Origin of the sequence: Sphingomonas sp. PP-F2F-G114-C0414 (assembly GCF_003688595.1) — a bacterium.
GTDB lineage: Bacteria > Pseudomonadota > Alphaproteobacteria > Sphingomonadales > Sphingomonadaceae > Sphingomonas.
The window spans coordinates 417852-443167 of the sequence record NZ_RCWT01000009.1 but is presented as its reverse complement, the minus strand read 5'-3'; the positions used below and the strand labels follow the sequence as shown (position 1 = coordinate 443167).

The window sequence follows — 25316 nt, the reverse complement described above, 5'->3', positions numbered from 1 at the left end:
GGCATGCCGGAAGTTCGAACCGGTATGAACGCCATTCGCAAATCTGTAATACTAATCGTCGACGACGACGCGCTCGTCCGTGTCCATTCCAACCTCGCGCTGGAGGATGCAGGCTACGAAGTCGTCGAAGCGACCAATGCGGCCGACGCTCTGGTCAAGCTCAAGGAACGACCCGATATCGCCGCCTTGTTCACCGATGTCCGCATGCCGGGAGCTCTAAACGGCATCGACCTCGCGCACGCGGTCCACGCGCAACGTCCCGACATCGCGATCCTGGTCACGTCGGGCGCCGACAACGGTGCGTCATCCGCCCTCCCCGCGGCCGCGCAGTTTCTGCAAAAGCCCTATACGAAGGCGCAGCTCAGCCAGATGCTCCAGCACGGACAGACAGTGCGCGCATAGACCTGATAACGATGTCGCGGTTACTGGCCTCGGTACGCGCCGCCGACGATAGTCGTTGCCGCGGACGATAATTGGGATCACCCTCCGCCCCCTGAGCATCGACTCGTGGGGGCGGTATGATGGCGACGGCAAACACTTTGGCAGGCACGCCACGAAACGCTTTCGCCAGCGAGCGACGCTTCTTCCTCGGCATGGCGATAGCGATCGCGGCGACGGTGATCCTAGGTTTCACGGTGAACGCCGCGCGAATGCACTGGACGTTCTTTGCATTACCCCTCCAAGTCCATGTGCACGCCGCCGCTTTTCTATCATGGATCATACTTTACGTCGTCCAGAACTGGCTGATCGTGCGCGGTTCCATCACGCGCCATCGCCAGCTGGGGGTGCTCGGCGCGGGTATCGCGGTGACGATGGTCGTGCTTGGCATACTCACCACCGTCATGGCGATCCAGCAGCAGCGCGTGCCGCCGTTCTTTCCACCGGGCATTTTCCTGGTGCTCGACGTGCTCGGGGTGATCGGCTTCGGCATTCTCACCGCCTCGGCGATCGCGCTGCGCAAGCAGGCTGCGTGGCACAAGCGCCTGATGCTGTGCGGGACGATCCTGGTCATGTCGCCAGCGCTCGGGCGGCTCCTGCCGATGCCGCAGTTGGGCAGGTTCGCGCCGCTTGCGGTGTTCGCGTCGATGGCAGTGTTCGTCATCGCAGGGATGATCTGCGATCTGCGCGTGCGCGGGAAGATACATCCGGCCTATTATTGGGGCGGCGGCGTGCTCATCGTGACCAACGTGCTGGTCGGTCCGCTCGGCTTCAGCCCGCCTGTGCTGCGGCTGGTCGAGCGCCTTGCTGCGTGATCGAGGCGCTTGATAGGGGCCACGTGATCGCGGCCAGATTGCGATTTAGTGGGGAGCTTCTGTTGCTCGGTGCCCCCCGTACCGCCGGTGTCCACTTCTGTTGCCCGGTGTGGCCCGAACCGCGCTTTCGTCCGTATAACCTAGGTCGTTAGACCGTCAGTTATGCGGCAATTGCGAGTGCTTCGTTATCGTTGGCACTTGTGTATGGGCCGTTGCGGTGGTCCCATTCCGAGCGAAACATAGCGTCGTTGAACACACGTCGATCCTAGTTCGACCCCGTCATCGTCCCCCTCTTACGAAGAGGGCGGTGGTGGAGTCGCCGGGTACTGCCCCCGGGTCCGCTGTGTCTATGACACGCCACGGTTTATCGCCATAGCCGCCAAGAGAAGATTCCCCCGACGGCAACTCCGATATAGGCGCGACACGGCGCGATGAAAAGCCCGAGCCCGACGGCTTTTTTATTACCAAACGTGACAGTCTAGCATGCAGCGTGCCAAACCGCCTTTCGCTCGCCACAAAGCGCGTGCATAGCAACCTGCATTATGTTGACGCAGCGCTCCCGCTACGCGCTCCGCGCGATGATCTTCCTTGGCGGCGCCCCCGTCGGTGGCCCTCCCATCCCGATGACGCGGATCGCCGCCGAGGCGAACGTGCCGCGCAAATTCCTCGAGCTGATCCTCGCCGACCTGCGCGAGTCCGGCCTGCTCCACAGCCATCGCGGCAAGATGGGCGGCTACCGCCTGTCGCGGCCGAGCCACCTGATTTCGCTCGGCGAGATCATCCGGATCATCGAGGGTCCGCTGGCGCTGGTACCGTGCGTAAGCCGCACCGCGTACCGCCCGTGTCTCGACTGCAAGAGCGAGGCAGACTGCGCGATCCGCTTTGCGATGATGCGCGTGCGCGATGAGACCGCGCGGATCCTCGATGGGACGAGCCTTGCGGATGCCAACGCCGAGGAACTGGTAGCAGCGTAACCCTATCCTTCTCCCCTCGGGGAGAAGGTGGCGCGGCAGCGTCGGATGAGGGGGAGTTGGGATGCGCTCCCGAGCCTCACTCCCCTCACCCTTCCGTCGCCTACGGCTCCTCCCTCCCTCTCCCCGCAGGGGAGAGGAGAACGCGGATCACCCCCGCGCCTTCAACTCGTCCCGGATTTCGCGGAGCAGCGCGATCTCGACCGGCTCCGGTGCAGGCGCGACGGCCACCGCCTCTTCCTCGCGCTTCAACCGCGCCGTCTCGCGCTCGATCAGCGCCGCCGTCCGGTTCACCACGCGCAGGATCATGAAGATGATCCCCGCGACGATCACGAAATTGACCAGCTGCGTTGCGAACGCGCCATAGCCGAGCAGCGGCACGCCCGCCTTCTTGAGCGCCGCGTAATCGCTGAGCGAGCCCGCGTAGTTCGCCGGCACCGGCCCCATCCGCCAGAAATAGCTCGAGAAATCGAGCCCGCCGAAGATCTTGCCGATCACCGGCATCAGCACGTCATCGGTCAGCGACGTCACGATCTTGCCGAACGCCGCGCCGATGATAACCGCGATGGCGAGATCGAGCACGTTGCCGCGCATGATGAACGCCTTGAATTCCTTGAGCATGTTGCCCCCTCTGTTGTCGGCCGACGCTAACCACCGATTTCGGTTTCGCCAACCCTGCGGACTGTCCTATGAGGGTGACACAGGTATTCAGGAGAGCCCCGATGTCACGTGCCCCAATCGCCCGCGCTACCGCCGCGATCCTCCTCGCATCGGCGCTCGCCGGCTGCGGGATCAACAGCATTCCGACTGCCGAGGAAAACGTGAAGGCACGCTGGGCCGACGTCCAGAACGATTACCAGCGCCGCGCCGACCTGATCCCCAACCTCGTCGCGACCGTGAAGGCTGCAGGCGCGCAGGAGAAGAGCATCCTGGTCGAGGTGACGCAGGCGCGCGCTGCCGCGAACACCGTGCAGGTCTCGGGCGACGACCTGACCGACCCCGCCAAGATCGCGCAGTTCTCGCGCGTCCAGGGTGCCGTCGGGCTGTCGCTCCAGCGCTTGCAGGAGGCGTATCCCGAGCTGAAGAGCCAGGCCAACTACACCACGCTGATGAGCCAGCTCGAGGGCACCGAGAACCGCATCACGATCGCGCGGCGCGACTATAACGGCGCGGTGCAGGCGTATAATACGAAGATCCGCACCTTCCCCGACGCGGTCGGCGCGAAGATCTTCTACGGCGCCAAGCCGATGGTGCCGTTCGCGGCGACCACGCCGGGTGCCGAGACCGCACCGACGGTGAACTTCGGCAACGCGAGCTGATCCGAGCGTCATGCTCCGCCATCTCCTGACGCTGGCGTTCGCGGTGCTGCTGGGAAGCGGCACCGCAACCGCGCAGACCTTCCCGAAGTTCACCGGCTTCGTCGTCGATGCGGCGAACGTCATCCCGCCCGATCAGGAAGCGGCGCTGACCAAGCGGCTCGACGACCTGCAGAAGACGACCGGCAACCAGCTGGTGGTCGCAACCGTGCCCGATTTAGAGGGCTATCCGATCGAGGATTACGGCAATCGGTTGCTGCGGAGCTGGAGCGTCGGGCTGAAGGACGCGAACAACGGCGCGATCCTGCTGGTGGCGCCGAACGACCGGAAGGTCCGGATCGAGGTCGGCTACGGGCTTGAGCCCGTACTGACCGACGCGTTTTCCAGCGTGGTAATCAACCAGCAGATCCTGCCGCGTTTCAAGGCGGGCGACATCCCCGGCGGCATCGTCGCTGGGACGAACGCGGTGGCGGACCAGCTCGCGCTCCCCGATGCGGAGGCGCGCGCGAAGGTGACGGCGGCGGCGGCGGAGTACGACAAGACGCATCGTCGCTCCAATTCGGGCGGCGGCGGCGTGCCGATCGGGCTGATCTTCTTCGGGATCGTGCTCGCGGCGATCGTCATTCCGATGATCTCGCGACGCGCCGGCGGCAAGCATTACGTCGACGGTGGAAGCCGCGGCGGCGGCAGCGGCGCCTTGCCGATCGTGTTGTGGAGCATCGCCGACGCGATGACTCGTGGCGGCGGTAGTGGCGGCGGCGGAAGCTGGGGCGGCGGTGGCGACAGCGGCGGCGGCGGCTGGGGCGGCGGTGGTTTTGGCGGCGGCGGCGGAGGATCCGGCGGCGGCGGCGGCGCATCGGGGGGATGGTGACATGCGGTTGAGCGACACCGACCACGGCCGCGTCACCGCGGCGGTCACCCAGGCGGAGACCGCGACGACCGGCGAGATCGTCACGATCGTCGCGCGGCAGTCCGATGCGTATCACGACGTGTCGATGCACTGGGGCGTGCTGGCGATGCTGCTGACGCTGGCGTTGCTCGCATATCATCCGGTCGCGGCGGACCATATCTACGCGCGGGTCGATCCCTGGCAGGCGGCACCGCAGGGTGCGCTGTACGTGGTCGCGCTCGTGCTGGTGACCTTAGTGTTCTTGGGCGTACGGCTGGTGCTGGCGTGGACGCCGGCGCGGCTCGCGCTGACCCCGGGCGCGAGCAAGGCGCGGCGCGTGCGGCGGCGGGCTCTGCTCCTGTTCCGGGCGGGGGCCGAGAAGCGGACCAAGGGTTCGACCGGCGTATTGCTGTACCTGTCGCTCGCCGAGCACCGCGCGGAGATCATCGCCGACGATGCGATCCACTCGCGCGTGCCGAACGAGACCTGGGGCGCGGCGATGGCGGCGGTGCTCGCCGGCGTGCGCGACGATCGTCCCGCTGACGGCATGGCAGACGCGGTCGCGCAGATCGGCGCGGTGTTGGCCGAGCATTTCCCAAGAACCGGTGCGCCGGTTAACGAACTTCCGGACAGGCTGATCGAACTATGAGCAAGACCGTATGGACCGGGAAATTCCTGACCGTGCAGACCGAAGGCACGTGGGAATTCGCCGCGCGTCAGGGCGAGATCGCGGCGGCGGTGATCGTCGCGATCGACGACGGCGACGTGATCCTGGTGGAGCAGTTCCGCGTGCCGCTGGGCCGCACGTGTCTCGAACTGCCGGCCGGGCTGGTCGGTGACGAAACCGCGGGCGAGAGCGTGGCGGTCGCCGCCGGCCGCGAGCTGGAGGAAGAGACCGGCTACCGCGCGGACGCGATCGAGGACCTGGGGGTGTTCTATTCGTCGCCGGGGATGACGTCGGAATGCTTCACGCTGGTCCGCGCCACCGGGCTGACCAAGGTGAGCGATGGCGGCGGGGATGGCGACGAGAACATCACCGTGCACCGGGTGGCACTAGCGGATGTGCCGGCGTTCGTGGCCGAGAAGCGGAAGGCGGGGGTGGCGATCGATACCAAGATGCTGCTGATCCTGGCTGGGTCGATCCTCTAACCAATACCTGTTTCCCCGCGAAGGCGGGGACCCAGACTGGACTCCCGCCTTCGCGGGAGAACAAAGAAGCGAGTGCTAGCGGACGCCCAAAGCGTCCATCCCCTCCCGCTTACTTGAAGTTGTCCGCGTAGCTCTGGAGCTTAAGCGTCTTCTGCGGCGCCGGCACGACGGTGTAGCCGAACCCCTCACGCTCGCAGTGCGCAATCGCCGCTTCCGCCGTCGGGAACAGCAACCGCAGCTGGTCGCGCGTGTCGCCGCTGCCGGCCCAGCCGGTGAGCGGGTCGGGGCGCTTGGGCTCCGAGGGTTCGAATTCGAGCTGCCAGGCGTCGGTCCGGTGCTTGCCGGACTGCATGGCGTTCTTGGGGCGCTGGAAGATACGGGCGGTTGGCATGAGCCCCCTTATCGCGAACCGGCGGCCCTTGCATCCGCCTTTTTCGTGCGCAGCGTGGCGGACGCCGCGGCGGGGTCGTCGGGCCAGGGATGCTTGGGGTAGCGCCCGCGCATTTCCTTCGCCACCGCGGTCCAGCTGCCCGCCCAGAAACCGGGGAGATCGCGCGTCGTCTGGATCGGGCGGCCGGCGGGGGATGTGAGGCTCAGCACTAGCGGTACGCGGCGCTCGCCGATCGTCGGATGCACCGCGAGGCCGAACAGGGCTTGCACGCGGAGTTCGACGCGCGGGCCGCCTTCGGCAGCGTAGTCGATCGCGTGCGTGCTGCCGGCGGGGCTGGTGAAATCGGGCGGGGCAAGGCGGTTGATCGTCTGCATCGCGTCCCAGCCGAGCAGATTGCGCAAGGCTTCGGCGAGCGCACCGGGGGCGATCGCGTCGAGTCGGCGCTTGCCGGTCAGGAGCGGTGCGAGCCATTCGTCGACCCGGTCGAGCAGGATCGCGTCGTCGAGTGGTACGCCGGCATAGGCGGCACGGTCGCGGAGGGCCTGCCCGCCGTCACTCCGCGGGAGGAGCGCGAGGCCGTGCTCGCGGACGCCCTCGATGAGTGCGGCGAGGATCGCGTCGGGCTCGGCGCCGCTGTCGGGGCCGCTCGACAGGCGGATCGCCCCGAGGCGGCGTTCGCGCAGCGTCTGGATGCCGCCGGTCGTGGGGTCGAACGTGACGGTGCGGCGGGATTCGATGCGGTCGGCGAAAAGTGTTTCGACGGTGGCCTGGTCGATCGCCACGGCGGAGAGAATGCGCGCGCCGGCCGCCGAGCCCTGCGTATCGGCGACGGCAAGCCATTCGGAGCGGGCGAGCGGCGAGGTCGGGTCGAGCTTGAACCCGCGCCCGCCGACCGAGGCCCAGGTTTCGCCGGACGGGTCACGGCGGCGTGCGACGCGGTCGGGGAAACCAAGCGCAACGCATACTTCTGCTCCCCCTCCCGCAAGCGGGAGGGGGTTGGGGGGTGGACCCGCGCCATCCGCGTTATTTGACGTTGAGGCCGGGCGCCCACCCCCCAGCCCTCTCCCGCTTGCGGGAGGGGGGGCAAGTTTCGCCCACCTATCCGCCATGGCGCGTGCCGCCTGCGCCTTCGAACCGCGTTCGGTTTTCCAGCGGCGGAGGCGGGTTTCCAGGTCGACGTCCTGTCCACCGATGCCGCGTTCGCCTAGCAGGACCGCGATTTGCGCCGCTACATTCGCCAGCCCGCGCTTCCCCGCCCGCAGAAGCATGTGCGCCAGCCTCGGCGGCATCGGCAGCTTGGCGATGGCTCGGCCGTGCGGTGTTGGGCGACCGTCCTCGATCGCCTCCAGCGTCGCCAACCGCGCCATCGCCTCGTCGATCGCGGCGGCAGGGGGCGGGTCGATCCAGCGAAGGTCTCGGGGATCGCCGACGCCCCATAATGCGCAGGCGAGCACCAGCGCGGACAAGTCCGCCTCCAGGATTTCCGGCGGGTCGTAGCGCGGAAGGCCGGCGGTGGCGGCTTCTTCCCACAAGCGATACGCCATCCCCGGTCCGAGCCGCGCGGCGCGGCCGGCGCGTTGGGTGACCGCAGCTTGACTCGCGCGTTCGGTCACCAGCCGCGTCATACCGGCGGCGCGGTCGTAGCGGGGGCGTCTCGCCAACCCCGAATCGACGACGATGCGGATGCCGTCGAGCGTCAGGCTGGTCTCGGCGATGCTGGTGGCGAGCACGACTTTCCGGCGGCCGTCCGGTTCGGGGAGGATCGCGGCGCGCTGGGCTGCGGGATCGAGGCTGCCGTGCAGTTCATGCAGGACGATGTCGTCGGGGAGATTCGCGAGCCGATCAGCGGTGCGCTCGATCTCCGCGACGCCGGGTAGGAACGCGAGCACGCCGCCCTCCGCTTCGCCGAGTGCGCGACGGATGGCGGCGGCGACCGAGTCCTCGATGCGCAACTCGGCTTGGCGGCCGATGTGACGGAGCGTCAGCGGATAGCTTCGGCCTTCGCTCTCGATGACGGGGGCGCCGTCCATCAAGGCTGCAAACCGCGCGCCGTCGAGCGTTGCGGACATCGCGACGATGCGGAGGTCGGGGCGGAAGCCGGCTTGCACGTCGAGCGCCAGCGCGAGGCCGAAATCGCCGTCCAGGCTGCGCTCGTGGACTTCGTCGAACAGGACCGCCGAGACGCCGGCGAGTTCGGGATCGGCCTGGATGCGGGCGACGAAGATGCCCTCCGTGATCACCGTGACGCGGGTTGCGGCGGAGCGCTTGCTGTCCATGCGGGTGGCGTAGCCGAAGGTCTGGCCGATGGGTTCGCCCGCGGTGGAGGCCATCCGTTCGGCGGCGGCGCGGGCGGCCAGGCGGCGGGGGGATAGGAGAAGGATCTCGCCGATGCACCAGGGTTCGGTGAGGAGGGCCGGCGCTACTGCGGTGGTCTTGCCGGCACCCGGGGGGGCGACGAGGACCGCGGAGGTGCGGTCGCGGAGGGTAGCGAGCAGGTCGGGGAGTACGGCTAGGATCGGGAGCGGCGGCGGGGTCATCCGCGCCTGCTGCCACAGTAGCGGGGTTGGCGACAGGTTTTGTGGTTGGGAGCGGTCTGCACTTCTACGGTCATTCCCGCGGAGGCGGGAACCCATATTGGCTGACCTCGCGATGAAGTAGCAGGTGCCAGAGGTTATGGGTCCCCGCCTTTGCAGGAATGACGTGTTCAGATGGAACACCCCCGCCTTCAGCACGGTTGGCGGATCTCGATCAGCCAATCACGTATATTCCATCCCACACCGCCCCGGCGAAGGCCGTTGCGCTCCATTACTGCCACCTCACCAATTGGGCCCCGGCCTTCGCCGGGGTGGTGGACATAAGCAAACGGACTCAGCACCAGCCGAGCTTGGAATAGCAAATCGCTGACGAACGCATTGCGACAGCCCGCCCCGCCCCCCACCACCGAAGGCTGGCAAGCGCCCGCGAACCTGCTAGACGCTGCGCCAGTAATCATGGCGTCCGATCCCTCCCCCATCTCGACGACGGCGACAGGCCGCACTTCCGACCGGCTGCGCGGCAGGGTCGCGCGTGCGTGGGCGAGTCGGTGGACCAAGGCCGCGCTCGTACTCGTCGTGCTCGGCTTCGTCGCGATCTTCGCGTTCTGGTTTGCGGTCATGCGCGACCTGCCATCGGTCGATACGTTGCGCACCTACCAGCCGCCGCTGCCGACCAACGTCCGCGGGATCGATGGCGCACCGATCCACAGCTACGCGCGGGAGCGTCGCGTCGAGCTCAGCTACGCCGAATATCCGCCGCTGCTGGTCAAGGCGTTCCTCGCCGCCGAGGACAAGTCGTTCTTCGAGCACCACGGCGTCGATTATCCCGGCCTCGCCGGCGCGGTGTACGATTATGCGACCAAGCTCGGCACCGGCAAGCGCGCCAAGGGCGGCTCGACGATCACGCAGCAGGTCGCCAAGAACCTGTTGATCGGCAACGCCTATTCGCCGTCGCGCAAACTGCGCGAGGCGGTGCTGGCGTACAAGATCGAGGATACGCTGACCAAGGAGCAGATCCTCGAGCTGTACCTCAACCAAATCGCGCTCGGCCGCAACGCGTTCGGCGTCGAGGCGGCGAGCCACGCCTATTTCGACAAGGAGCTTGATCAGCTCGATCTCGCGCAGATGGCGTATCTCGCGATCCTGCCCAAGGGTCCGTCGAACTACGATCCGGTGCGCAACACCGAGAAGGCGATGACGCGGCGCAATTACGTGCTGAACCGGATGCTCGACAACGGCTTCATCACGCGCGCGCAGCATGACCAGGCGAATGCCGAGCCGCTCGGCGCGGTGATGCGCCGCACACCGAAATTCGAGAGCGTCGGCGGCTATTTCGTCGAGGAAGTCCGTCGCCAGCTGATGGCGAAGTTCGGCGAAAACGCGAAAGACGGTCCGTACAGCGTCTATTCGGGCGGGCTGTGGGTGAGGACCTCGTTCGACGCGAAGTTGCAGGATCTGGCGCAGCAGGCCTTGCGTGATGGGCTGGTGCGGTTCGACAGCGGACGCGGCTGGAACGGTCCCATTCGTCATGTCGAGATCGAGGACGACAACTGGCTCCAGCCTCTGCTCAACAGCAATATCGCGCTCGATTATCGCGACTGGGTCGCGGCGATCGTAACGGGCAAGGACGGCAACGCCTGGAGCCTCGGCTTCCGCACCGGCAAGACCGGCACGCTGCCGCGCTATGCGGCGCAGATGCCGGTACGCGGCAAGGGCGGCAACGCGTTCGGCGCGATCAAGACGGGCGATATCATCGCGGTAGCGCCCGACGGCGGCGAGTTCTCGCTGCGGGCGATCCCCAAGGTCTCGGGCGCGTTCGTCGTCGAGGAGCCGGCGTCGGGCCGCGTGCTGGCGATGCAGGGCGGCTTCGACGACCGGTTGCAGGCGTTCAACCGCGCGACGCAGGCGATGCGCCAGCCGGGGTCGACGATCAAGCCGATCGTCTATTCCGCCGCGCTCGACAACGGCATGACCCCCGCGTCGATCATCATCGATGGGCCGTTCTGCGTCTATCAGGGCGCGCGGCTGGGGCAGAAATGCTTCCGCAACTTCGGCAATTCGCGCGGGTCCGGCCCGCACACGATGCGCTGGGGCATCGAACAGTCGCGCAACCTGATGACGGTGCGCGCCGCCGCGCAGACCGGCATGCCGAAGGTGGTCGCGACGATCAAGAAGATGGGCGTTGGCGATTACGCGCCGTATCTGTCCTACGCGCTCGGCGCCGGCGAGACGACTGTCGGGCGGATGGTCAACGCGTATTCGATCCTCGCCAACAACGGCAAGGGCGGCCCGCCGTCGCTGATCGACTTCGTCCAGGATCGCCACGGCAAGGTGATCTGGCCGGAGAACTGGCGGCCGTGCGATCGCTGCAACGCGCCCGACTGGGACGGCAAGCCGATGCCGCGGCCGATTACGCGCCAGCGTCAGGTGCTCGACGCGATGACCGCCTACCAGATGGTCCACATCACCGAGGGCGTAGTCCAGCGCGGCACTGCGGTGACGTTGCGCGATCTCGATCGGCCGATGTTCGGCAAGACGGGCACGAACAACGGTCCGACCGACGTGTGGTTCGTCGGCGGCACGCCGCAGTTCGTCGGCGGGCTGTATATCGGGTTCGACACACCGAAGAACCTTGGCGGTGCAGCACAGGGCGGCACGCTCGCCGCGCCGATCTTCAAGCAGTTCGCGGTCAAGGCGTATGAGGATTTGCCCAAGCTGCCGTTCCGTGCCCCCGCCGGGATCCGCATGGTCCGGATCGATCGCGGCAGCGGCCGGCCGGTCTATGGCACGTGGCCCGATACCAGCGATCCGAAACCCGCGGTAATCTGGGAGGCGTTCAAGCCCGAAAGCGAACCGCGCCGGGCCGCACGGCGCGCGGATATAGCCCCCACGGCTGCTACGACGACGACCGCGGTGAAGAAGGCCGAAGCGCCGCGCGACAGCGATTTCTTGCAAAGACAAGGCGGAATCTACTAGCGCGCTTATATAGACGTCATCCCGGCGCCCGCCGGAGACCCGCCCCGCTCGCTTGGGACGGCGATCCCGGCCTCCGCTGGGACGACGAAATTTCCCGGCCTCCGCTGGGACGACGGAATTTTTGGAGAATATCATGCGCGCCGAAGCGCAGGCTCACGTAGACACCATCAACGACGCGCTGGCGCTGCTGCGCCGCTTCCTCGACTGGGACCGCGCGCTGCGTCGTCTCGACGAGCTGAACGCGCGCGTCGAGGATCAGGCGCTCTGGTCCGATCCCAAGGCCGCACAGGAGGTGATGCGCGAGCGTCGTCGTCTCGACGAGGCGATCAGCGCGACGCGCGCGATCCAGAGCGAGCTTAGCGACACCGCCGAGCTGATCGAGATGGCCGAGGCCGAGGGCGATACCGAGATGGAGGCGGACGGCGTCGCCGCGCTCGCCGAACTCGCCGCGCGTGCCGACAAGGACAAGATCAAGGCGTTGCTCGCGGGCGAGGCCGATGCCAACGATACCTATATCGAGGTCAACGCGGGCGCCGGCGGGACCGAGAGCCAGGACTGGGCCGGCATGCTCAGCCGAATGTATTCGCGCTGGGGCGAGCGCCACGGGCTGAAGGTCGAGCTGGTCGACCAGCATTCGGGCGAGCAGGCCGGAATCAAGTCCGCCACGCTGCTGCTAAAGGGCGAAAACGCCTACGGTTACGCCAAGACCGAGAGCGGCGTGCACCGGCTCGTGCGGATCAGCCCGTACGATTCGGCGGCGCGGCGGCACACGTCGTTCGCCAGCGTCTGGGTGTACCCGGTCGTCGACGACAATATCGAGGTCGAGTATAACGAGAGCGACCTGCGCATCGACACGTACCGCGCGTCGGGCGCCGGTGGTCAGCACATCAACACGACCGATTCGGCGGTGCGCATCACGCACATTCCGACCGGCATCGTCGTGCAGTGCCAGAACCAGCGCTCGCAGCACAAGAACAAGGCCGAAGCCTACAACCAGCTCCGCGCGCGTCTGTACGAGCGCGAACTGGCGATCCGCGAGACTGCGGCGAACGCCGAGAACGCCGGCAAGACCGACATCGGCTGGGGTCACCAGATCCGCAGCTACGTGCTCCAGCCGTACCAGATGGTGAAGGACCTGCGCACCGGCGTGGTGTCGACCAGCCCGTCGGACGTTCTCGACGGCGACCTCGAGATGTTCATGGCGGCGGCGCTGTCGCAGCGCGTGACCGGCGAGGCCGTCGAGGTGGAGGACGTCGATTGAGCTTGCGGGGTGTCCTTGCCCTGATGGTCCTGCCGATGCTCTCGCTGGCAGCGTGCGACGGCAGCAAGCCGCTGATCAAGCGCGAGACCAAGGAGCCGGTGTTCCCCGCCGCGGACCGTCCGGTCGCGTCGATCGTCTCGGCGCGCTGGTCGAACGAGGAAGCGCGCGACCGGCTCAACGAGGCTGGCGAGGTGATGAACAAGGCCGAGATCCGCAGGGGCATGACGGTCGCGGACATCGGCGCGGGCGAAGGCTATTACACGATCCGCATGGCCGCCCGCGTCGGCAAGACCGGCCGCGTGCTGGCCGAAGACATCCTCCCCGCCGTCCGCGACCAGCTGGCCGAACGCGTCGCGCGCGAGGACCTGGCGAACGTCAGCGTGAAACTCGGCGAGGCGAACGACCCCAAGTTGCCGGAGGCGAGCTTCGACCGGGTCGTGATGGTCCACATGTATCACGAGATCGAGCAGCCCTACGAATTCCTGTGGCGGCTGCGGCCGTCGCTGAAGCCCGACGGGCTGGTGGTGGTGGTCGACGCGAACCGCCCGACGCAGAACCACGGCACGCCGCCCGCGCTGTTGAAATGCGAGTTCGCGTCGGTGGGGTATACGCAGGTCGACATGGACGACATGCCCTCCGCCGGAGGGTATCTCGCGACGTTCCGCGCGACCGGCCCGCGGCCCGCGCCGGAAGCGATTCGGGCGTGCCGGCTGAAGTGATGTCGGCTTTGGCGTCGCGATCCGAGGCGCTAATTTAATCGATTGCACCACCCCGGCGGAGGCCGGGGCCCAATTGGAAAGGTCGGAGTAACTGCAAACTGCGCGTAGTTGGCAACGTCCCCCAATTGGGCCCCGGCCTTCGCCGGGGTGGTGCGTTTGGGGTTAGTGTTCCTCACACCACGCCCATCGCGCGGAGGCTGGTCACTCTGTTCCCTGCGATCACCAGGTGATCGAGCAACACCACCTCCAACGTCCGCAACCCCGCCGCCAGCGCCCGCGTGAACGCGACGTCCCGCGCGCTCGGCGTGGCATCCCCGCTCGGATGGTTGTGCGCGATGAGCACCCCATGAGCACCGAACGCCAGCGCATCCACCGCGACCGTCCGGATCGAGATCGTCACCTGATCCCGCCCCCCGACGACATGCCGCATCCCGAGAAGCCTCCGATCCGGATCAAGATACGCGACCGCTACCGTCTCGACCGTGGCATCACGCAAGCTGGCGAACAGCGCGCGCGCCGCAGCGAGGTCAGCAATACGAGGGGAAGGCACGGGCGACGGCGGCACATACTCGCCTGCCCCGCGACACCGGCGACCGCACGCGCAACTACATCCGCTTGAGCCCCCGCCACCGCATCGCTACGCAAACCCGATGCGCCAATATCTAGACCTCATGGACCGCGTGCTCTCGACCGGCGTCGAGACGATGGACCGCACCGGCACCGGCACGCTCAGCGTGTTCGGCGCGCAGATGCGGTTCGATCTCGCGCAGGGCTTCCCCGTGCTCACCACCAAGAAGCTCCACCTCCGCTCGATCATCGTCGAGCTCCTCTGGTTCCTGCGCGGCGACACCAACGTCCGCTGGTTGCAGGAGCGCAAGGTCGCGATCTGGGACGAATGGGCGGACGAGAACGGCGATCTCGGCCCGGTCTATGGCAAGCAATGGCGCGACTGGGTCGCCGCGGACGGCCGCCACATCGACCAGATCGCCGAGCTGATCGACCAGATCAAGACGAACCCCGCCTCGCGCCGCCAGATCGTCAGCGCGTGGAACCCGGGCGACCTGCACGCGATGGCGCTCGCGCCGTGCCACTGCCTGTTCCAGACACACGTCGCGAACGGCAAGCTCTCGCTCCAGCTCTACCAGCGCTCGGGCGACATCTTCCTCGGCGTGCCGTTCAACATCGCCAGCTACGCGCTGCTCACGCACATCCTCGCGCAGCAATGCGGGCTCGAGGTCGGCGAGTTCATCTGGACCGGCGGCGATTGCCACCTCTATTCGAACCATCTGGAGCAGGCGCAACTGCAACTGACGCGCTCGCCCGGACCTCTCCCGCGCCTCGAAATTCTCCGGAAGCCGGACTCGATCGACGCCTACGAGTATGAGGATTTCGTCCTCCACGACTATGTCGCGCAAGCGCACATCAAGGCCCCCGTCGCGGTCTGACCAGAGAGCGACCCCGCGGCAGCGCCGCGCGACCGAATCGCAATAGGAACCGCCGGCAGCGCGCGCGGTTCAGATGCGCATGGATATCACACAGCTCATTCTCGACGAACACGCGCAGCAGCGTGCACTGTTCGCGCAGATCGATTCGATCGACGCCAAGGACACCGAGGCGCTGTCGGCGCTCTGGACCCGCCTCAAGAACCTGCTCGACGCGCATGCCGAGGCGGAGGAGCGCTTCTTCTACCCGCGGTTGATGAAGATCGGCACCGGCGGCAATGACGCCGACTCGGCCGCCGAGGAGACCGAGGACGCGATCGAGGATCACAACGACATCCGCGACACTGGTGAAGCGGTCGACAAGCACCCGGTCGGATCGGACGCATGGTTCGCAGCGGTCGGCGAGTGCAACAAGGCGAACAGCGATCACTTGGCGGAGGAAGAGCGCCAGGGTCTCACCGACTTCCGCAAGCATGCGACGCTGGAGGAGCGGCATGAGCTTGGCGTACGGTTCGCGGCGTTCGAGGCCAACCACCTCAACGGGGTGAAGGTCGTCGACAAGGATCCCGAGGCGTATGTGAAGGAACACGCCGCTTAGAAGCCTTAAGCGATCACATCGGCCGTTTGGGGCGCATCTTATTTTGAATAATTTTATCCACAGTTTTGCCCACCGAGATACAGCCACGGCTTACCGTTTTAGGATTCACATGTTGCACCGTGTGTGTCAGAGGAAGCTGACACACACGGGTTTTTGCCAATGCGTCAACTGACGTCTATCGTTGCAGTAAATAGGGAAGGCATCATTGGATGCCGGAATTCGCTGCCTTGGCGCGTTAAATCCGATCTCGCTTTCTTCAAAAGCATGACCTCAAATAACGTCGTTTTGATGGGGCGGAAAACTCACGATTCGCTCGGTAGATGCCTACCAAACAGGCACAATATTGTCTTAAGCAAACAGTTCCATCTATTTGAAGACAAACCAGATTGCGTGCTTCGTGAAGGAATAGTCGAAGGCATCGCTGAAGCTGAAATAGCACCCAGCCGTTTTTCGGAAATATTCGTAATCGGCGGATCGACGATGTATTCGCAGTTTCACGACATTGTTGACCGCTATCTAATCACCATCGTGGATAAATCAGTATCTGATGGCGATGCGTTTTTTGATCTGAGCCTTTTTGACCAGCCGCTCCAGTGGTCGATTAATCGCATGGTACAGAAAACGCAGGGTGAAAACGATGAAGCACCGTATGAGATTTTTGAACTAGTTGCTAAAGATTCAGACGATCGCAAAACTCGCAGAGCGGAAGCGATAGATTCTCTGCGCTCAAAGCGAATGGACAAAAATGGTGTGAACCGTCGGTTACGCACGGCATCAGCGGATACGTCACAGTCGCCTGCTTTTAGCTGGACGTGACGCTCAACCAACAAGCTAGCGCGATAATCGCCTCCCCCCTATAGCCCGCGCATGCAACGGCTCGACGGTGGCGCCTCCCTCCCTTCGTATCTGGCGAACGGGATCGTCGCGCTGGGGAATTTCGATGGATTTCACCTCGGTCACCAGGCGGTGGTCGCGCGCGCGGTCGCCTGGGCGCGGGCCGAGGGGCGTCCGGCGCTGGTGGCGACGTTCGATCCGCATCCGGTCCGCCATTTCCGCCCCGATACCGCGCCGTTCCGCCTGACCACGCTCGATCAGCGCCAGCAGCTTTTCAAGAAGGCCGGCGCCGATGCGATGGTCGTGTTCAATTTCGACGGCGATCTCGCCGCGCTGACCGCCGAACGCTTCATCACCGAGCGGCTCGAACGCAACCTCCGGGTAGCGGGGGTCGTCACCGGCCAGGACTTCACCTTCGGCAAGGGCAAGGCCGGCACCGTCCGCACGCTCGCCTCGCGTGGGCCCGCGCACGGATTTCGCGCCGAAACGGTGAGCGCGATCGAACTGGAGGGCGAGACCGTCTCGTCCACCCGCATCCGCGAGGCGCTGCGCACTGGCGACATGGCCACCGCCACCCGCCTGCTGACGCGCCCGTTCGCGATCCAGGGCTTCGTCCAGCACGGTGACAAGGTCGGCCGCACGATCGGCTATCCGACCGCCAATCTCGACATGGGCAATTACCTGCGCCCCGCCTACGGGATCTACGCGGTGACCGGGCGGCTGGAGGACGGTCGCGTGCTCAAGGGCGCCGCGAACCTCGGCATCCGCCCGAGCTTCGATCCGCCCAAGGAACTGCTCGAGCCGCATTTCTTCGATTTCGGCGAAGACCTGTACGGCCAGCGGATCGAGGTTGCGCTGATCGAGTATCTCCGCCCCGAGGCGAAATTCGCCAACCTCAATGCGCTCATTACCCAGATGGACGCCGACTGCGCGCGCGCGCGGACGATCTTGGCATAACCGCGCCCCTCTCCGCGAGGGAGAGGGATGGCAACGTGAGCCGCTACCGGCTACAGCCCGGCCCACTTATGACCGATACTCCTGCGCCCGCCCGCGATTACCGCGATACCGTCTTCCTGCCGAAGACCGACTTCCCGATGAAGGCGGGCCTCGCCGCCAAGGAGCCGGCGATCCTGGAGCGCTGGGCGAAGCTCGGCATCTACGACCGGTTGCGCGAACAGCGGCTCGGGCGCGAGCGGTTCATCCTGCACGACGGCCCGCCCTACGCGAACGGCGACATCCACATGGGCCACGCGATGAACAAGGTCCTGAAGGACATCATCGTCCGCTCGCAGTCGCTGATGGGCAAGGACGCGCCCTACGTCCCCGGCTGGGACTGCCACGGCCTGCCGATCGAGTGGAAGGTCGAGGAAGCGTATCGCGCCAAGAAGCTCGACAAGGACGACGTCCCGGTCGACCAGTTCCGCGCCGAATGCCGCGCCTATGCCGAGAAATGGGTCGCCGTGCAGAAGGCCGAGTTCGAGCGGCTCGGGGTTATGGGCGACTGGGCCGATCCGTATCTGACGATGAAGTACGAGGCCGAGGCCGCGATCGTCGGCGAGCTGCTCAAGTTCGCCGAGAGCGGCCAGCTGTACCGCGGCGCCAAGCCGGTGATGTGGTCGCCGGTTGAGAAGACCGCCCTCGCCGAGGCGGAGGTCGAGTATGAGGACATCGCTTCCACTCAAATTGACGTCGCGTTCGAGATCGACTCTGCGCCGAACGCTCCCGAATTGGAGGGCGCCTATGCGGTGATCTGGACGACGACGCCGTGGACGATCCCGGTGAACCAAGCGCTGAGCTATGGGCCTGAGATCGAGTATGTGCTGGTCGCGGACGGAGATCGTCGCTTCCTGATCGCAGATGCGCTGATCGACAGCTTTTTTGCCCGTACCCTCCCCTCCCGTCATCCCGGCGGAGGCCGGGACCCACTTACCAACGGGGGAGACCGCGGTGAGGTGGGCCCCGGCCTCCGCCGGGGTGACGGAGAGGAGGGTGGCGTTGCCATCCTTTGGCGCGGAAAGGGCTCCGACCTCGCCGACGCAACCGCACGCCACCCGATGCACGCACTCGGCGGGTTCTTCGCGAAGCCGCGCCCGTTCCTCCCCGGCGAGTTCGTCACGACCGACGCGGGCACCGGGCTCGTCCACATGGCGCCGGACCACGGCGAGGACGATTTCGAACTCTGCAAGCAATACGGCATCGACCCGGTCTTCGCGGTCGACGGCGCGGGGATGTACCGCGCCGACTGGGCGTGGCTCGGTGGCCAGGGCAGCGTCATCAACAAGAAGTTCGTGAGCGCCGACGGTCCGATCTGCACGGACCTGCGCGAGGCTGGTGCGTTGCTCGCGGCGAGCGACGACTTCAAGCACAGCTACCCACATTCGTGGCGCTCGAAGGCGAAAGTGATCTTCCGCGCGACCCCGCAATGGTTCATCCCGATGGATGCGTCTTCTGCTCCCTCTCCCCTGCGGGGAGAGGGTCGGGGTGAGGGGCAGCCCAGCAATGCTGCGCCCGGAACAACCCCTCACCCCAGCCCTCTCCCCGACGGGGAGAGGGAGCCAGGCAACGGCGCCACGCTCCGCGAGATCGCGCTCGACGCGATCGCCGCCACCACCTGGATCCCCGCACGCGCGGAAAACCGGATCACGTCGATGGTGCAGGGCCGCCCCGACTGGGTCATCTCGCGCCAGCGCGCCTGGGGCGTCCCGATCGCGCTGTTCGTGAACCGCCTCACCGGCCAGTATCTCAACGATCCCGCCGTCAACGCGCGCATCGTCGAAGCCTTCCGCGAGAACGGCGCAGATGCGTGGTATGCGGACGGCCATCAGGCGCTGCTTGGCCCCGACTACGACCTCGCCGACTATGAGGTTGTGAAGGACATCCTCGACGTCTGGTTCGATTCCGGCTGCACGCACGTCTTCACCGTCGAAGCACGCTACGGCGAAGGCACGCGCGCCAACCTCTATCTCGAAGGCTCGGACCAGCATCGCGGCTGGTTCCAGTCGTCGCTGCTCGAAAGCTGCGGCACGCGCGGTCGCGCACCATACGACGCGGTCCTCACCCACGGCTTCGCGCTCGACGGCCAGGGCCGGAAGATGTCGAAGTCGCTCGGCAACGTCGTCGATCCGCTCAAGATCATCGGCGAATCCGGCGCGGACATTCTGCGCATGTGGGTCGCCTCGACCGACTATTTCGACGACGTGAAGATCGGCAAGGAGGTGCTCGCCACCGCCTCCGACGCGTACCGCAAGCTGCGCAACACGTTCCGCTACATGCTCGGCGCGCTCGAAGGCTTCGACGATTCGGAGCGCGTCGCGGTGTCCGACATGCCCGAGCTCGAGCGCTACGTCCTCCACCGCCTCGGCATGATCGACACCGAACTGCGCCAGGCCGCCGAAGCCTACGAGTTCAACCGCTACACGCGCCTGCTGACCGACTTCGCGAACGAGGACCTGTCCGCGTTCTTCTTCGATATCCGCAAGGACTCGCTCTATTGCGACGCGCCGACCGACATCAAGCGCCGGTCGTACCGCACCGTCCTCGACGTGCTGTTCCACGCGCTGGTCCGCTACGCCGCGCCGGTGCTCTGCTTCACCGCGGAAGAAGTGTGGCAGTCGCGCTTTCCCAACGACGACAGCTCGGTGCACTACCTCGAATGGCCGTCGCTGCCCGAGGTGGAGGATGGCGTCGAAGTCGGGAAGAAGTGGACGCAGATCCGTGCACTTCGCGAAACGGTTACCGAAGCGATCGAACCCATGCGTCGCGAAAAGACCGTGCGTTCGAGTTTGGAGGCAGAGGTCACGATCAAATCGATGTCGTCTCTCGCGCCGACTGAAGCTGCGGAATTGGCCGAAGCATTCATCGTCGCCAAGGTCACGCCGGGCGACGCGGTCACCGTAACGCGCACCGACTTCCACAAATGCGGCCGCTGCTGGCGCCACCTCCCCGAGGTGACCGTCGATGGCGAACTCTGCAACCGATGCGACGAGGTAGTGGCCGATGCGTAACCTGCCCAAAGCCGGGTTCGGCGCTGCGATCGCGCTGTTCCTCGCCGACCAGCTCAGCAAATGGGCGGTGACCAAGCCGCTCGGGATCGATTCGCTCGGCGACTCGCAGACGATCACCTCGTTCTTCGACCTGCGCTTCGTCCCCAACATCGGCATCTCGCTCGGGCTGCTGCCCGCCGACGGCCACCTGACCCGCTGGGCGCTGGTGCTGCTGACCGGCGCGATCGCGGTCGGCGTCGCGGTGTGGATGACGCGCGAGAAGAACCCCGCCGACCAGGTCGCGCTCGGCTTCGTGCTGGGCGGTGCGATCGGCAATATCCTCGACCGGATCCGGCTCGGTTATGTGGTCGATTTCTGCGACCTGCATATCGGCGAATGGCGTCCGTTTTTGGTCTTCAATGTCGCCGATGCAGCGATTACTGTCGGCGTGCTCGTCCTGCTTGTTCGGGCGCTCCTCGTGCGCGAGAAGCCCCCTGTGGAGAATTCCCATGCGTAAGTTCGTACCCCTGGCCGCCGGGCCCGTCGTCGCCTTGGCGAGCGCCGTCGTCCTCCTGTCCGGCTGTGCGACGAGCAAGAGCCTCGATCGTGCGCGTCCCGACGAGTTCGCAGTCGCACGCCAGGCGCCGCTGGTCATCCCGCCCGACTTCGCGCTGGTCCCGCCGCAGCCCGGCGCCGCCCGCCCGCAGGATACCGCGGCCAACGCGCAGACGCTCGACGCCCTGTTCGGCGGCACCGCAGCACGCAGCCCCGCCGAGACCGGCGTGCTCAACGACGCCGGTGCCGATTCGGACGATCCCGGCATCCGCTCGAGCGCGGGCGATCCCGACACCACTGTCGTCGACAAGGGCAGCACGACACGCGACATCGTTGCCGCCCCCGAAGGCGACGGCCAGGACGCGCGCGCCAAGGCGAACTGATCGGGGTTTTCCCGTCGTACGAAAAAGGGCGGCTCCTCGCGGGGCCGCCCTTTTTCGTGTCTGCCGGTCTCGTTCCGCCGCCCCACTCCCGTCATCCTGACGAAAGTCAGGATCCAGAGCCACGAACGGAACGCCTGCGGCTCTGGATCCTGGGTCAAGCCCAGGATGACGGTTCCGGTATTGCGGAACCTCTACCCGTCTTGTTCTCCCGCGAAGGCGGGAGCCCAGACTGGGTCCCCGCCTTCGCGGGGAAACACGGTTCGGGGGAGACCTCTCCTCAGAGCGATCAGAATGCCGCGGTCAGCGACACCAGTACCTTGCCGCCGGCGATCGAACCGGTGCCATCCTGGCCCCGGCTGAAGCTTGGCTGGAGATACGCCGATTCGCGCTTCGAGATATCGGTGTCGACATAGGCGACCCCCAGCGTGAGCGGCGTCGTCGGGATCACGTAATCCGCACCGAGCAGCCAGTCCCAATACTCACCCGTCGGCGACACGCTGGTCGCGAACGGCCCGAGGCCCTTGTTGCCGCGCGAATAGCCGACATGCGCCTTCACGGTCACGCCGGTGGTCGGGATCCCGCTGCTGACGTCGCCCCACAGATAGAGGTTGTCGTCCTTGGCGTTGACGCGGTCGTACACCCCGTTCGCGGCCGACGTACCGTTGGTGTACCACGGCCCCAGTGCCTGCTGTTTGGGCGCATAGGCGACGCCCGCGAGCAACGCGACCGGGCCGGCGGTGCCCGACAGCTTGGCATAGGGCTCGATGAAGTCGGTGTTGTCGAAGCCGCCCGGATACATGTACCAAGTCGCACCGACATCGAGCGCGCCGCCACCGACCGGCACCTTGTACCCGGCGATCAGGTCGAGCTCCATGTTGGCGCCGCCGAACGTGCCCCAGCCGGACAGGTTCGACGCCCAGGTCCCGATGTACACGCCGCTCTTGTGCGCGATCGTGATGCCGCCTTGGACGGCGAGGTTCTCGTCCGACTGCGACACGCCGCGGAAGCGATAGTCGCTGACGAGACCGACCGAGCCCGTGACCGTAACCTCCTTGGGAGGCGCGGTATCGTCCTGCGCGAACGCTGGCGTTGCGGCAGCCAAAGCAATGCCGCCGAGAAGAAGTGTGGTGAAGCGCATCGTTTCCCTTTCGATACCGGAAGTCGATGTCCGCCCTGCATCCGCGGACGCCGCATCTTTAGGGGCCGAACCCCAGCGCGGTCTTTCCGACGATGACATCGGGATGACAGCGCATGGTGCAGCGCACAAGCGAATCTTGCGTACAATCGGGCTTTGACAGCACGCATGTTGCGCATGCGCCACAGTGTCGCTGGATAGCCGGCGCGGGCCGCACGTACGTCTCAGCGCGCCACGATGCTGATCGAACGCCGTTTTTCCCAGCCTTCGCGCTCCAGTTCCGGAGTGACCACGTCAATCTCGGGATATCCGATGCAGAGATACGCGACGAGCTGCCACGTCTCGGGCACGTCCAGAATCTCACGGATCCGCGAGGGGTCGAGGATCGAGACCCAGCCGAGGCCGATCCCGTGTGCGCGCGCCGCTAGCCAGACCGTGTGCACCGCGATGACAGCGGAATAGGCGACGCTCTCGGGCATGGTCCGGCGGCCGAGACCGTGGCCCTGCGCCGGGTCGGGTTCGACGAACACCGCGACATGACACGGCGCCTGTTCGAGCCCGGCGAGCTTGAGCCGCGCGTAGTTGGCCACCCGCGTCTCGTCCTGCGTCGCCAGCGCCGCCGCATTGCACATCTCGAAATCGGCGCGGACCGCGGCGCGGCGTGCGGGGTCGTCGACCGTGACGAACCGCCACGGCTGGCTGAGTCCGACCGACGGGGCGGCGTTCGCCGTCTCTAGCAACCGGTCGAGCAACCCGACCGACAACGCATCGCGACGAAACCGTCGGACGTCTCGGCGCCAGCGGAACAGCGCGTCCAGCTCGGCCTGGAACGCGGGGCCGAAGATGGGGGCGTCGGCCTCCCGCGCGGACACGCCTCGATCGGAAATCGTCTAGACCTTTGTGGCAGAGAAGGCGGCGAGCCCGGCTTCGAGATCGGCGATCAGGTCGGCGGGGTCTTCGAGGCCGATCTGGAGGCGGACCAGGGGGCCGACAGCGGTGCGCTGGGTGACGGTGCGGTGGCGGTGCGGGTCGGCGGGGATGGCGAGGCTTTCGAAGCCGCCCCAGCTATAGCCGATTCCGAACAGCTGCAGCGCGTCGATCAGCGCAGCGCGGGACGCCTCGTCACCACCGTTCAGGACGAACGAGAAGAGGCCGCTGGAGCCCTTGAAGTCGCGGACGAACAGGTCGTGGCCGGGGCAGTCGGGGAGCGCCGGGTGGAGGACCTGCGCGACTTCGGGCCGCGATTGCAGCCATTTGGCGATGGTGAGCGCGCTCGACTGATGCTGCGCGAGGCGGACCGCCATCGTACGCAAGCCGCGGCTGCCGAGCCAGCAATCGTCGGGGCTGGCGACCTGGCCGAGCTGGAAACTCGTCTCGCGCAGTTTCTTGAAATGGCCGGGGGCTGCGGTGACCGAGCCGAGCATGACGTCCGAGTGGCCGACGACATACTTGGTGCCGGCGAGGATCGTGAGGTCGACGCCGTGCTCGATCGCGGGGAAGAACAGCGGGGTCGCCCAGGTGTTGTCGAGCAACGTCGTCACGCCGCGCGCCTTGGCGGCGGCGACGATCGCGGGGACGTCCTGCACCTCGAAGCTCAAGGAGCCGGGGCTTTCCATGAAGATCGCCCGCGTCTTGTCGCCAATCAGGTCAGCGATGCCCGCGCCGATCATCGGGTCGTAATAGCGCGTGGTGATGCCGAACCGCTTGAGCAGTCCGCCAGCCATCCCGCGCGTCGGGTCATAGGCGCTGTCGACCAGCAGCAGCTCATCGCCGGGCGACAGCACCGACAGCAGAGCCGCCGCGATCGCCGCGACGCCCGAGCAATAGAGGAACGTCCCCTCCGCGCCGGGCTCCAGCGAAGTCAGCGCGTCGGCAAGACTCCACTGCGTCGGCGTACCCTTCCGCCCGTAGAACAGCCGGTGATGCGTATCGCGCGTGGCGCTTTCGCGGAGATGGCCGACCGAATCATAAAGGATGGTCGAGGCGCGCCAGACCGGCGGGCTTACGATGCCCTGAGTCCATTCCGGGCGACGACCGGCGAGGACGACCTTGGTCGCGTCGCCGACCGGCTTGTTCGTATCGCTCATGCCGTTCCTGTCGCCTTGGGTGTCTCGGGATCGCCGCCCCATTCTGACCAGCTGCCGTCGTACAGCGCCGCATCGTTGCCGAGCAGGTGTGCGCCGAACGCGAGTACCGACGCGGTGATGCCCGAGCCGCAGGTCATCACGATCGGCTTCGCCAGGTCGATGCCCGCCTTGTCGAACTCGGCCTTCAGCGCGTCGCCGGTCTTCCAAGTCTCATCGGCGTTGAATACCGCGCCTTGGGGCAGGTTCTTCGAGCCCGGTATATGCCCCGGCGCGGTGCCCGGCCGCGGGTCTTCCTCCGCACCGGTGAAGCGCGCCGCCGAGCGCGCGTCGAGCACCTGCTCCGCCCCGCTTGCGACGTTCGCCTTCATCTGCTCGAGATCGCGCACGCCCTTCAGGTCCGCCCATGTCGTGAAGTGACGATGCCGCGGCGTCTCCTTCCCCGACACGGTCTCGCGCCCTTCGGCCTGCCACTTGGCGAACCCGCCATCCAGGATCGCGACGTTGTGCGCGCCGAACAGCCGCAGCATCCACCACGCGCGCGCCGCCGTATGCCAGGGGGAGCTGTCGTACAGCACGATCCGGCTGCCATCGCCGAGTCCCAGCGTCTGCATCCGGCTCGCGAACTTCTCCGCCGAGGGCAGAGTATTCGGCAGGTCGCTGTCGGTATCGCGCAACTCGCTGAGGTTCATGAACACGGCGCCGGGAATATGCGCCGCCTCATACTCCGCCCCCGCATCGCGGCCCTCGGCGTAGGTCGCGTCGACGATCCGCAGATCGCCCAAGCCTGATGCCGCGCCCAGTTCGTTCGCCAGCCAATCGGTGCTTACCAACGCGTCCATA

General features: G+C 66.4%; 25 protein-coding genes and 1 other RNA gene. 17 read left to right on the top strand and 9 right to left on the bottom strand.

What is annotated here, in order from left to right; genetic code table 11:
- Positions 1 to 3 precede the first annotated feature (3 nt).
- Both C8J47_RS02650 and C8J47_RS02645 read left to right on the top strand, forming a co-directional pair.
- A complete protein-coding gene (locus tag C8J47_RS02650; RefSeq protein ID WP_183128996.1) occupies positions 4 to 402 on the top strand; it encodes a response regulator in 399 nt (132 codons plus the stop codon).
- A gap of 116 nt (positions 403 to 518) precedes the next feature.
- Positions 519 to 1253: a hypothetical protein gene (locus tag C8J47_RS02645; RefSeq protein WP_121884321.1), complete on the top strand. Its 735-nt coding sequence runs from the start codon at positions 519 to 521 to the stop codon at positions 1251 to 1253.
- 86 nt (positions 1254 to 1339) lie between these two features.
- Here the strand turns inward: C8J47_RS02645 and ssrA are convergent.
- Positions 1340 to 1695, bottom strand: a transfer-messenger RNA (tmRNA) gene (ssrA, locus tag C8J47_RS02640).
- 100 nt (positions 1696 to 1795) lie between these two features.
- Here ssrA and C8J47_RS02635 point away from each other — a divergent pair.
- A complete protein-coding gene (locus C8J47_RS02635) occupies positions 1796 to 2227 on the top strand; it encodes an Rrf2 family transcriptional regulator (RefSeq protein ID WP_056065892.1) in 432 nt (143 codons plus the stop codon).
- A gap of 147 nt (positions 2228 to 2374) precedes the next feature.
- Here C8J47_RS02635 and mscL read toward each other — a convergent pair whose 3' ends face one another.
- On the bottom strand, positions 2375 to 2845 hold the full coding sequence (gene mscL, locus C8J47_RS02630) for a large conductance mechanosensitive channel protein MscL (protein ID WP_093398784.1): 471 nt from the start codon (positions 2843 to 2845) through the stop codon (positions 2375 to 2377).
- Positions 2846 to 2946: 101 nt separating this feature from the next.
- Here mscL and C8J47_RS02625 point away from each other — a divergent pair, with 101 nt between their 5' ends.
- Genes C8J47_RS02625 through C8J47_RS02610 form a run of 4 tightly spaced genes read left to right on the top strand, consistent with a single transcriptional unit; the run spans position 2947 to position 5578 of the window.
- The gene (locus tag C8J47_RS02625; protein WP_121884320.1) at positions 2947 to 3543 is read left to right on the top strand and encodes a LemA family protein; all 597 of its coding nucleotides are present in this window, start codon (positions 2947 to 2949) and stop codon (positions 3541 to 3543) included.
- A gap of 10 nt (positions 3544 to 3553) precedes the next feature.
- Positions 3554 to 4411, top strand: a complete 858-nt coding sequence (locus tag C8J47_RS02620) for a YgcG family protein (protein ID WP_121884319.1) — start codon at positions 3554 to 3556, stop codon at positions 4409 to 4411.
- Position 4412: 1 nt separating this feature from the next.
- Entirely contained in the window at positions 4413 to 5078 is a 666-nt protein-coding gene (locus tag C8J47_RS02615) for a TPM domain-containing protein (RefSeq protein ID WP_121884318.1), read from the top strand.
- Complete coding sequence (locus C8J47_RS02610) at positions 5075 to 5578, top strand: NUDIX hydrolase (protein ID WP_121884317.1); 504 nt, start codon at positions 5075 to 5077, stop codon at positions 5576 to 5578. Before C8J47_RS02615 ends, C8J47_RS02610 begins: the two co-directional genes overlap by 4 nt.
- A gap of 109 nt (positions 5579 to 5687) precedes the next feature.
- Here C8J47_RS02610 and C8J47_RS02605 read toward each other — a convergent pair whose 3' ends face one another.
- Together C8J47_RS02605 and hrpB are read right to left on the bottom strand one after the other, a co-directional pair.
- Positions 5688 to 5969, bottom strand: a complete 282-nt coding sequence (locus tag C8J47_RS02605) for an ETC complex I subunit (RefSeq protein ID WP_056051595.1) — start codon at positions 5967 to 5969, stop codon at positions 5688 to 5690.
- Positions 5970 to 5977: 8 nt separating this feature from the next.
- Entirely contained in the window at positions 5978 to 8506 is a 2529-nt protein-coding gene (gene hrpB, locus C8J47_RS02600; protein ID WP_121884316.1) for an ATP-dependent helicase HrpB, read from the bottom strand.
- A gap of 453 nt (positions 8507 to 8959) precedes the next feature.
- Between hrpB and C8J47_RS02595 the strand changes: the two genes are divergently transcribed.
- The 3 genes from C8J47_RS02595 to C8J47_RS02585 all read left to right on the top strand — a co-directional run bounded on the left by C8J47_RS02595 (position 8960) and on the right by C8J47_RS02585 (position 13459).
- Positions 8960 to 11479 (top strand): penicillin-binding protein 1A, encoded by a 2520-nt coding sequence (locus C8J47_RS02595; protein WP_121884315.1) that lies wholly within the window; start codon positions 8960 to 8962, stop codon positions 11477 to 11479.
- A 133-nt stretch (positions 11480 to 11612) separates the two neighbouring features.
- On the top strand, positions 11613 to 12740 hold the full coding sequence (gene prfB / locus C8J47_RS02590) for a peptide chain release factor 2 (protein ID WP_121884314.1): 1128 nt from the start codon (positions 11613 to 11615) through the stop codon (positions 12738 to 12740).
- A gap of 23 nt (positions 12741 to 12763) precedes the next feature.
- Positions 12764 to 13459, top strand: coding sequence for a class I SAM-dependent methyltransferase (locus tag C8J47_RS02585; RefSeq protein WP_121884313.1), 696 nt, complete (start codon positions 12764 to 12766; stop codon positions 13457 to 13459).
- Between the two features lie 172 nt (positions 13460 to 13631).
- Here C8J47_RS02585 and C8J47_RS02580 read toward each other — a convergent pair whose 3' ends face one another.
- Positions 13632 to 14009 carry a JAB domain-containing protein gene (locus C8J47_RS02580; RefSeq protein WP_259467320.1) on the bottom strand — a complete coding sequence of 126 codons (378 nt, stop codon included), beginning with the start codon at positions 14007 to 14009 and terminating at the stop codon, positions 13632 to 13634.
- A 100-nt stretch (positions 14010 to 14109) separates the two neighbouring features.
- On the opposite strand from C8J47_RS02580, the gene C8J47_RS02575 reads away from it, so the two are divergent.
- The 7 genes from C8J47_RS02575 to C8J47_RS02545 all read left to right on the top strand — a co-directional run bounded on the left by C8J47_RS02575 (position 14110) and on the right by C8J47_RS02545 (position 21254).
- Positions 14110 to 14904, top strand: a complete 795-nt coding sequence (locus C8J47_RS02575) for a thymidylate synthase (RefSeq protein WP_121884311.1) — start codon at positions 14110 to 14112, stop codon at positions 14902 to 14904.
- A gap of 79 nt (positions 14905 to 14983) precedes the next feature.
- Positions 14984 to 15499: a hemerythrin domain-containing protein gene (locus C8J47_RS02570; protein ID WP_121884310.1), complete on the top strand. Its 516-nt coding sequence runs from the start codon at positions 14984 to 14986 to the stop codon at positions 15497 to 15499.
- A 159-nt stretch (positions 15500 to 15658) separates the two neighbouring features.
- A complete protein-coding gene (locus C8J47_RS02565; RefSeq protein WP_121884309.1) occupies positions 15659 to 16315 on the top strand; it encodes a dihydrofolate reductase in 657 nt (218 codons plus the stop codon).
- 51 nt (positions 16316 to 16366) lie between these two features.
- On the top strand, positions 16367 to 17290 hold the full coding sequence (locus C8J47_RS02560; protein WP_121884308.1) for a bifunctional riboflavin kinase/FAD synthetase: 924 nt from the start codon (positions 16367 to 16369) through the stop codon (positions 17288 to 17290).
- Positions 17291 to 17358: 68 nt separating this feature from the next.
- Positions 17359 to 20337: an isoleucine--tRNA ligase gene (locus C8J47_RS02555; protein WP_121884307.1), complete on the top strand. Its 2979-nt coding sequence runs from the start codon at positions 17359 to 17361 to the stop codon at positions 20335 to 20337.
- Complete coding sequence (gene lspA, locus C8J47_RS02550) at positions 20330 to 20833, top strand: signal peptidase II (RefSeq protein ID WP_056065859.1); 504 nt, start codon at positions 20330 to 20332, stop codon at positions 20831 to 20833. Before C8J47_RS02555 ends, lspA begins: the two co-directional genes overlap by 8 nt.
- Positions 20826 to 21254: a DUF3035 domain-containing protein gene (locus tag C8J47_RS02545; RefSeq protein WP_056051615.1), complete on the top strand. Its 429-nt coding sequence runs from the start codon at positions 20826 to 20828 to the stop codon at positions 21252 to 21254. Before lspA ends, C8J47_RS02545 begins: the two co-directional genes overlap by 8 nt.
- 286 nt (positions 21255 to 21540) lie before the next feature.
- On the opposite strand, the gene C8J47_RS02540 is transcribed toward C8J47_RS02545, so the two are convergent.
- From C8J47_RS02540 to C8J47_RS02525, 4 genes are all read right to left on the bottom strand, one after another.
- Positions 21541 to 22392, bottom strand: a complete 852-nt coding sequence (locus C8J47_RS02540) for a TorF family putative porin (protein ID WP_060526552.1) — start codon at positions 22390 to 22392, stop codon at positions 21541 to 21543.
- A 221-nt stretch (positions 22393 to 22613) separates the two neighbouring features.
- A complete protein-coding gene (gene bluB, locus C8J47_RS02535) occupies positions 22614 to 23261 on the bottom strand; it encodes a 5,6-dimethylbenzimidazole synthase (protein WP_121884306.1) in 648 nt (215 codons plus the stop codon).
- Positions 23262 to 23279: 18 nt separating this feature from the next.
- Entirely contained in the window at positions 23280 to 24476 is a 1197-nt protein-coding gene (metC, locus tag C8J47_RS02530) for a cystathionine beta-lyase (protein WP_121884305.1), read from the bottom strand.
- Complete coding sequence (locus C8J47_RS02525; protein ID WP_121884304.1) at positions 24473 to 25315, bottom strand: sulfurtransferase; 843 nt, start codon at positions 25313 to 25315, stop codon at positions 24473 to 24475. The genes metC and C8J47_RS02525 overlap by 4 nt, the downstream gene beginning before the upstream one ends.
- Position 25316: the final 1 nt, after the last annotated feature.